Below are 6,881 nucleotides of genomic sequence, written 5' to 3' on the forward strand. Positions count from 1 at the left end.
CCCGCCCCGCGCTCCCCCGGCTCCCCGGCGGAGCGCTACGCGTCCTTGAGCTCCTGCCGCTGCCGCCCGAGCCCCTCGATCTCCAGCTCCACCACGTCCCCGGCGCGCAGGAACGGCTTCGGCTCCGGCCGCCCCAGCGCCACCCCCGCCGGCGTACCGGTGTTGATGACGTCCCCCGGGTACAGCGTCATGAACCGGCTGACGTAGCGCACGACCTCGCCCACCGGGAAGATCTGCTCGGCGGTGGTGCCGTCCTGCTTCAACTCCCCGTTGACCCAGAGCCGCAGGNNACGACGGCCAGCTCGACCTCCCAGTCGGTCTTGGCCGACCCGCGCGGCACCAGCACCGTGTCGTCCGGGCCGACGACCGTGTCCGGCGCCTTGAGAAAGACCACCGGCTCGGCGGGCGGCTCGGCGCCCGTCTCGCGTGCGTGGTCGTGGTAGTTGAGGCCGATGCAGACGATCTTGCCGATCCGTGCCAGCGGCGGTCCGATCCGCAGCCCCGCCTCGTCCAGCGCGAGCAGCTCACCGGTGTCGGCGGCGGCCCGGATCCGGTCGAGCGCCGCCTCGTCGGCGAGCAGCTCACCGTCGATGTCCGCGACGAGCCCCGAGAGGTCCCGCAGGATCCCGTCGGCGTCGAGCAGCGCGGGCCGTTCCCGGCCCGCCGTGCCGACCCGCAGCAGCTTCATGATCACGTCTCCCTCGGTCGCGGGTCCGCCGAGGCGCGCGGCCCGGGTGCGGCGGGCGCCCGCGGTCATCGGAGGACCGGACGATCCTCCAAGGCGAACGCCCGGACCGCAATACCCCGTTCACGTACTGGACCCGCGCCGCGGGCACGGGCCCGGGCCGCCCTCGGGCGCCCCGGCCGCCAGGGGTCTTCACCGGCCGTCACCGGCCGCCATCGGCCGTCATCGGTACAGGACGGCCCGCTCCACCACGCTCCACGTCGTGCTGGTGACCACGTACAGCGCGGCGGCCAGCGGCACCACGGCCACGGTGACCAGGGTCAGGAAGGACATGAAGGGCAGCGCCCTGGTCATCGCGGCCATCCCCGGCACCTGCTGCTCCCCGCCGCCCCCGGCCGCCGCCGCGTTCGCGGCCATCGACCGCTTCGTCAGCCGGTAGCCGAAGGCGGCGACGACGGCGACCAGCGCGAACAGTCCGGCGTAGACGAGCCCCGGACCGCCGAACGGGCCGCCCGCGCCCAGCGCGTCGGCCCACCGCCCGCCGAGCGGCGCGGCGAACAGCTCGTGCCCGAGCAGTTCGTTGTCCCGTCCGCCGATCGTCCCGCTGGAGAAGAGGTGGTACAGCAGGAAGAACGCCGGGAGTTGGAACAGGCTCGGCAGGCACCCGGACAGCGGCGACACCTTCTCCCGGGCGTGCAGGTCCAGCACGGCCCGCTGGAGCTTCTCGGGGTTCCCGCCGTGCCTGCGGCGCAGCTCGGCGATCTTCGGCTGGAGCGCGGCCCGGGCCTTCTGCCCGCGTGCGGCGGCCCGGGACAGGGGGTGGACGAGGAGGCGTACGAGCGCGGTGAACAGGACGATCGCGGCGGCCGCCGCCGAGGCGCCGAACAGGGGATGGAGCAGGTCGGCCAGGCGCTCGACCAGGCTGGCGAAGACGGACATGGGTGAGCCCTCCGGGGGTCTCGTCGTGCCGGAGGTCCCGGGCGCACCGGGACCGGAAGACGGGATGACGGCATGACGACCCGCGCGGGGCGTGGTGGACGGACGGAACAGGTGCCCTGTGTGCCCTACGTGCCCTGCGCGGCGGTCGCCGGCAGGGCGTGTCCGGGTGCCCGGGGCCGGGTGCGCCCCCTGGCGTCGGGGTCGCGTTGCGGCAGGAAGGCGGTGCGCCGGTCGCGGTCGCGCAGGGCCGTGCGCACCCGGGTGGGCGGCACGGCGGGCACGCAGCGCGCGGCGACGAGGGCGCAGACGACGAGCGCGGCACCGGCCGCGGTGGTCGCGGCGAGCGTGACGCCTGCGGCCAGGCCGCCGGCGTCCGGCAGGACGAGCAGGACGACCGGCAGCAGCGGGAGGAGCACGGTGAGAATAGCGAGGGCCGCGGGGACGGCGGAACGCGGCTTCGTCCGGCTGCGGTTCACTCGCCCTCCCTCTCCTCCACGACGGCCCGGCATCCTCTGAAACGCCCGGGAGCGCACGGCGGTTCCCGGGCCGGCACGTCCACCCGCGGGGGCCGGGTCCGGCACCGGGACGGCGGGGCGGAGGCGGACGGCCGCCGCACGCCGGTTCAGCAGGCGGCCACCGGCACGGCGGTGACCGACTCCCCGGTGCCGCCCCCGGGATCGTCGGCGGCGTACGGATCGCCGGGAACGAGGACCCGGGTGAGGCGGTAGCACTGCTCGGCCTCCGCCTCCGCCTCGTCCGGGGTCCAGTACCGCTCCCGGAAGAGGACGAGGGCGACGACCGTGCGCCCCGTCCGCACGACGTCGCGCACCTCGGAGCGGCTCTCCTCGCTCGGGAGGCGGTCGGCGTCGAGAGCCTCCTGCAGGCCGTCCCGCGTCAACCGCCCCGCGGCCAGGCCCTCCAGTTCCCTCCGCGCGGACCGCACCCGGCCGCCGACCCGCTCGCTCCCCTCGCACACCGAGCGGTCCCGCTCGGCGACCTCCCCGGTCCACCCCGGGCCGGGACGGCGCGCGTAGGTGTGGGCGAAGCAGCGCTCGAACTCCCCCGTGACGCCGAACGGCATGGGCTCCGGGTCGTACCCGCCCGCCCGGGAGATGACGGCGGTGAACACGCGCCGGTCCTCGTCATGGGCGATGACGGGGCTCTCGGTGTGCTTCCAGATCACCTCCAGCAGCGCGTCGGTGCCGGTGTCCCGACTCGCGGTCAGCGCGTCGGCGGTCCGGTCCGCCGTGTCCCGGGCCCGTTCCAGGAGCGAGTCGGCCGCGGCCTCCCGGCGCCGCTCGTTCTCCCGCTCGGCCCGCTCGAAGGAGATCCAGAGGTAGGCCGCCACCACGAAGGGGACGAGCAGCACCACGTTCAGCAGCACCAGGCATCCGATGGTCGCCCGTTCACGCATGCTCGCCCCCTCGCCGCCCTCGCGGTCCCTACGGATCCTCCCGCGATCCGTCCCCGAAACGTAGGGTCCGGGACGGCCGTCCGTTCCCCGCACGACACCGGAACGTCCCCTCCCGGGGCCGGTGCGCCCTCCGGCCCGCGGCCGTCTCACCTTTGTCGGCCGTCGGCAGTACGGTGTCCCCCATGCGCCCCGACACGCCTGCCGAAAACGTCGACCACGCCTCCGAAGCGGCACGCCTGGAGCGGACCGCCGAGCTGTATCCCGAGGACGCCGAGGCCCTGCTGCTGCGCGCCGCCGCCCACCGGGAGCTCGCCGGGGACCGCCCCGCCGCGACCGCCCTCTACGACCGTCTGCTGGTCTCCGGCACCGGGCTGGACCACCCCGCCCTGGTCCGCGCCCTGAAGGCCTCGAACCTCTGGGAGTACGGCCACGAGGCGGAGGCCCGCGCGATCATCGACGGCATCCGCACGGCGTCCCCGCGCGACCCGGCCCCCTGGGTGATCGTGGCGGAGTCCCTGGAGTCCCACGACGAACTGGAGCAGGCGCACGAGACGTTCACGCAGGCGGTCCGCCTGCTCCTGACCGGTGTGACGGAGCCTCCGCGCGCCACCCACCCCCTCCTCTTCGGCCGCCACCGCGTCCGCAGGATGCTGGGCGCGGTCCACGACGAGTGGGACGCGCTGGCCGACTCCGTCCACACCCTCCCGATCACCCTGGACGAGCTCCACGACCCCAAGCGCGTGTGGTCCCTGGGCTCGGAGAACCCGGCGGAGCTGGAGGCGGAGATCACGCGGCTGCGGGCGGAGCTGGGCGCGTACCGCCAGGCCCTGTCCCGCCCCTTCCCGGTGGCGATCCTCCACTGGCCGGCGGACGAGCTGGCGGAACTGACCGAGGCCTACCCGACGCTGGCGCGGGAGTACTCGTCCTACGAGGAGCACCTCGCGACCACGGAGGCGGCCCTGCGGGAGCTGGCGTCGTCGGGCACGCCGAACCTGGGCGTCGTCACGGGCACGGTTCCCTCGTACGAGGCCTTCGCGGCGTCGGAGGGCACCGCGCCCGGGGACGCGACGCTGCTGCCGCAGTACGCGACGACGCTGGCGGCCCGGGGCCGGGCGGTCGCCTGGCCGCCGGAGCGGGGCGCGGCGTGCTGGTGCGGCTCGGGACGGGCGTACGGGGAGTGCCACGGCGCCTGAGCGGTGAACGGCCGGGGCGGCGACCACCTCGCCCCGGCCGGACGGGAAACAAGGGAGCAAGGGAGCAAGGGAGCAACAGCCCCGCCCCGGCCGGGCGGGGAGCAACGGCCCTGCCCCGGTGAGGAACCCGGCGGCCCTCATGGAGGGCCGGTCGGGCTGCCCGGCGGCCCTCGTGAGGGGTCGGTCGGGCTAGTGCTGCAGTTTCGAGGTGAGTTTCGCCTGCATCTTCTGCGTCGCCTGGCGCAGGGCTTGGGTGAGTGCCGTCTCCGACGGGGTGCGGGGGTCCTCGCGGGTGAAGCAGAGACGTGCCTGCGGCCCCGAGATGGTGATGGCGATGGGCGGGTACCCCTGCGGGGTGGGGAGGGTCTGCGCGAGGGCCGCGATGCCGGGCTGGGTCTCCTCGATGTTGCGCGCGTAGCCGCGCTGCCTGACGTTCTCCAGTTCGGCTTCGAGGGCCGTGCGGGTCGGGGTGGTGGTCCTCGTCGCGTGCGGGAGGGGTTCGTTCGGGTAGATCCGGCGGAGCTGGTCGGTCGTGAGGGTGGCGAGGAGGGCCCGTCCGCAGGCCGCGACGTGCGCGGGAAGGATCGTTCCCGCCCTGGCCTCGATGCGCATCTGGTGCTGTGAGGCGATGCCGTAGATGTAGCGGACCGCCTGCCCCTCCAGGACCGCGAACTCCACGGTCTCGCCGGTGGCCGCCTGCAGTTCGAGCAGGTCGTCCTGGATGAGGTGGGTGAAGTCCGTGTCGGCGTGGGCGGGACGGGCGGCGGTCATGGCCGGGCCGAGGCGGTAGCCGGGGCCGTCGAGCGAGCGGCGCATGAAGCCGTTCGCCTCGAGGGTGGCCAGGAGCCGATGGGCGACGGAGGTCCCCACACCCAGTTCGCCGGCGGCACGGGCGAGGGTGACGACCGGCTCCCGCTGGGCCAGTACGAGCAGACGGAGAGCCCTGTCCACGGTTTGGAGAGTGTTCACGGCTACACAATCCCACATACAGGGAATGATTGACTAGCCAATCCCTGATAGTGGATGCTCTCGCCATCCGCAGGCGAACGCACACTCGAACGGGTGTCTTGCGTGGCGCGGACCTACTGGGCGCGAGATCACCCCTGTGCGTGCCCATGGCGTAAGTGGCCGTTGAGGCGTGAACCGCCGGTGAGTTCGTGTGACGTGCCGCGCAGTGAGGACACCGAGGAGGGTGAAGCGATGAGAGTCAGTGGACTCGACGGACAGGTCGGAGCAAGCCGGTCGGATGCGGCACCGGGCGGCGGCGCGGAGGCCGGGAGCGGGACACCCGCCGCCCGGCGGGCGGTCGTCAGCGGCGCGCTGGGCTCCGCGCTGGAGTGGTTCGACTTCTCCGTGTACGGCGCGTTGTCGGCCACGGTCTTCCCGCAGCTGTTCTTCCCCGACCTGACGCCGGGTGTCGCGCTGCTGGCGTCGTTCGCGACCTTCGGGGTCGGGCTGGTGGCGCGGCCCCTGGGCGGCCTCGTGTTCGGCGTGCTGGGCGACCGGCTCGGCCGCCGGAACGTCCTCATGGCCACGCTGCTGCTCATGGGCGTGGCGTCGGTGCTGATCGGCCTGCTGCCGACCTACGCCAGTGTGGGCATCGTCGCCCCGACCGCGCTGGTGGTCCTGCGGTTCCTGCAGGGCTTCGCCCTGGGAGGCGAACTGACCGGGTCGCAGCTGATGGTGATGGAGCACTCGCCGGACCGGCGTCGCGGTATCGCGGGTGCCCTGATGTCGGTGGGATCGCCGATCAGCCAGGTGCTCGCCACCCTCTCGCTGACCGGCCTCGCCGCGTGGCTCACCGAGGAGCAGTTCACCGGCTGGGGCTGGCGGGTGCCCTTCCTGATGAGCGTGGCGCTCATCGTCGTCGGCTACTACATCCGGCACCGCGTCGAGGAGACCCCGGCCTTCCTCGCCAGCGAGGCCAAGAACGAGCGCGAACAGCCGGCCCGCGGACTGCTGCGGCAGCACTGGAGGACGGTGACGCTGCTGGTGCTCGCGTGGGCCGCGCCGGGAGCGCTGTACTACATCACGGTCACCTTCGCCACCAGCTACCTCACGGGCCGGGTCGGATTCGACAACAGCGCCACGTTCGGGTTGATGGTCGTCGCGAACACGGTCTCCATCGGGGCGAGCCTGCTGGGCGGTTGGTCCAGCGACCGGATCGGCCGCAAGCGCGTCCTGTTCATCGGCCTCACCGTCCTGCTGGCCTTCCTCCTCCCCTTCTTCCTGATCCTGGACACGGGCAACTGGTGGCTGGCCGCGTTCGCCATCACGGGCGCGCTGATCGGTGTGCAGTTCATGACGGGCTGCCAGGGCGCCTTCTACGCCGAGGCCCTGCCGACCCCGATCCGCTACACCGGCTCGGCCCTCGGCCTCACCTGCGGAAACATGGTGTTCGCCGCGCCGGCCCCCTTCCTCGCGACCTGGCTGATGCAGATCTCGGACAACGGGACGGCCCTGGTCACCGGCTACGGGCTCCTCACCATCCTGGTCTCCGCCGTCGCCATCCGCCTGCTCCCGGACCGCACCGGCCGGCGGCTCGAGGCCTGACGGGGACCGCGCCCCGCCGTACCCGTCCCGCTCACCTGCCCCGGCGCGCCCTTCCCGCCGCGCCCTTCCCGCCGTACCTGCCCCTCCGTCCCCCTAC

At 73.8% G+C, this 6,881-nt stretch carries 6 protein-coding genes and 1 pseudogene; 2 read left to right on the plus strand and 5 right to left on the minus strand.

All coding sequences use genetic code 11. The features are described 5' to 3' along the window. Positions 1-35: 35 nt before the first annotated feature. The 4 genes and pseudogenes from B7L92_RS26215 to B7L92_RS26230 form a co-directional block, all read right to left on the minus strand. Positions 36-688: pseudogene (locus tag B7L92_RS26215) on the minus strand (fumarylacetoacetate hydrolase family protein). Between the two features lie 219 nt (positions 689-907). Continuing rightward, positions 908-1,624, minus strand: coding sequence for a YidC/Oxa1 family membrane protein insertase (locus tag B7L92_RS26220; protein ID WP_081239861.1), 717 nt, complete (start codon positions 1,622-1,624; stop codon positions 908-910). A 125-nt stretch (positions 1,625-1,749) separates the two neighbouring features. Beyond that, positions 1,750-2,100 carry a DUF6412 domain-containing protein gene (locus tag B7L92_RS26225; RefSeq protein ID WP_081239862.1) on the minus strand — a complete coding sequence of 117 codons (351 nt, stop codon included), beginning with the start codon at positions 2,098-2,100 and terminating at the stop codon, positions 1,750-1,752. 146 nt (positions 2,101-2,246) lie between these two features. After that, on the minus strand, positions 2,247-3,038 hold the full coding sequence (locus B7L92_RS26230) for a hypothetical protein (RefSeq protein ID WP_081239863.1): 792 nt from the start codon (positions 3,036-3,038) through the stop codon (positions 2,247-2,249). Positions 3,039-3,220: 182 nt separating this feature from the next. Between B7L92_RS26230 and B7L92_RS26235 the strand changes: the two genes are divergently transcribed. Further along, positions 3,221-4,231 (plus strand): SEC-C domain-containing protein, encoded by a 1,011-nt coding sequence (locus B7L92_RS26235; protein WP_081239864.1) that lies wholly within the window; start codon positions 3,221-3,223, stop codon positions 4,229-4,231. 189 nt (positions 4,232-4,420) lie between these two features. Here the strand turns inward: B7L92_RS26235 and B7L92_RS26240 are convergent, their stop codons facing one another. Further along, positions 4,421-5,182 carry an IclR family transcriptional regulator gene (locus B7L92_RS26240; RefSeq protein ID WP_255311140.1) on the minus strand — a complete coding sequence of 254 codons (762 nt, stop codon included), beginning with the start codon at positions 5,180-5,182 and terminating at the stop codon, positions 4,421-4,423. 249 nt (positions 5,183-5,431) lie between these two features. Here B7L92_RS26240 and B7L92_RS26245 point away from each other — a divergent pair, with 249 nt between their 5' ends. Beyond that, a complete protein-coding gene (locus B7L92_RS26245; RefSeq protein WP_081239866.1) occupies positions 5,432-6,784 on the plus strand; it encodes an MFS transporter in 1,353 nt (450 codons plus the stop codon). The last annotated feature ends 97 nt before the right edge of the window (positions 6,785-6,881 follow it).

The sequence above is a fragment of the Streptomyces viridosporus genome (assembly GCF_002078235.1).
GTDB lineage: Bacteria > Actinomycetota > Actinomycetes > Streptomycetales > Streptomycetaceae > Streptomyces > Streptomyces viridosporus.

Excerpts from the sequence above, each read along its gene's own strand:
- B7L92_RS26220 (WP_081239861.1), bottom strand. The coding sequence starts at position 1,624 with ATGTCCGTCTTCGCCAGCCTGGTCGAGCGCCTGGCCGACCTGCTCCAT.
- B7L92_RS26230 (WP_081239863.1), bottom strand. The coding sequence starts at position 3,038 with ATGCGTGAACGGGCGACCATCGGATGCCTGGTGCTGCTGAACGTGGTG.
- B7L92_RS26235 (WP_081239864.1), top strand. The coding sequence starts at position 3,221 with ATGCGCCCCGACACGCCTGCCGAAAACGTCGACCACGCCTCCGAAGCG.
- B7L92_RS26245 (WP_081239866.1), top strand. The coding sequence starts at position 5,432 with ATGAGAGTCAGTGGACTCGACGGACAGGTCGGAGCAAGCCGGTCGGAT.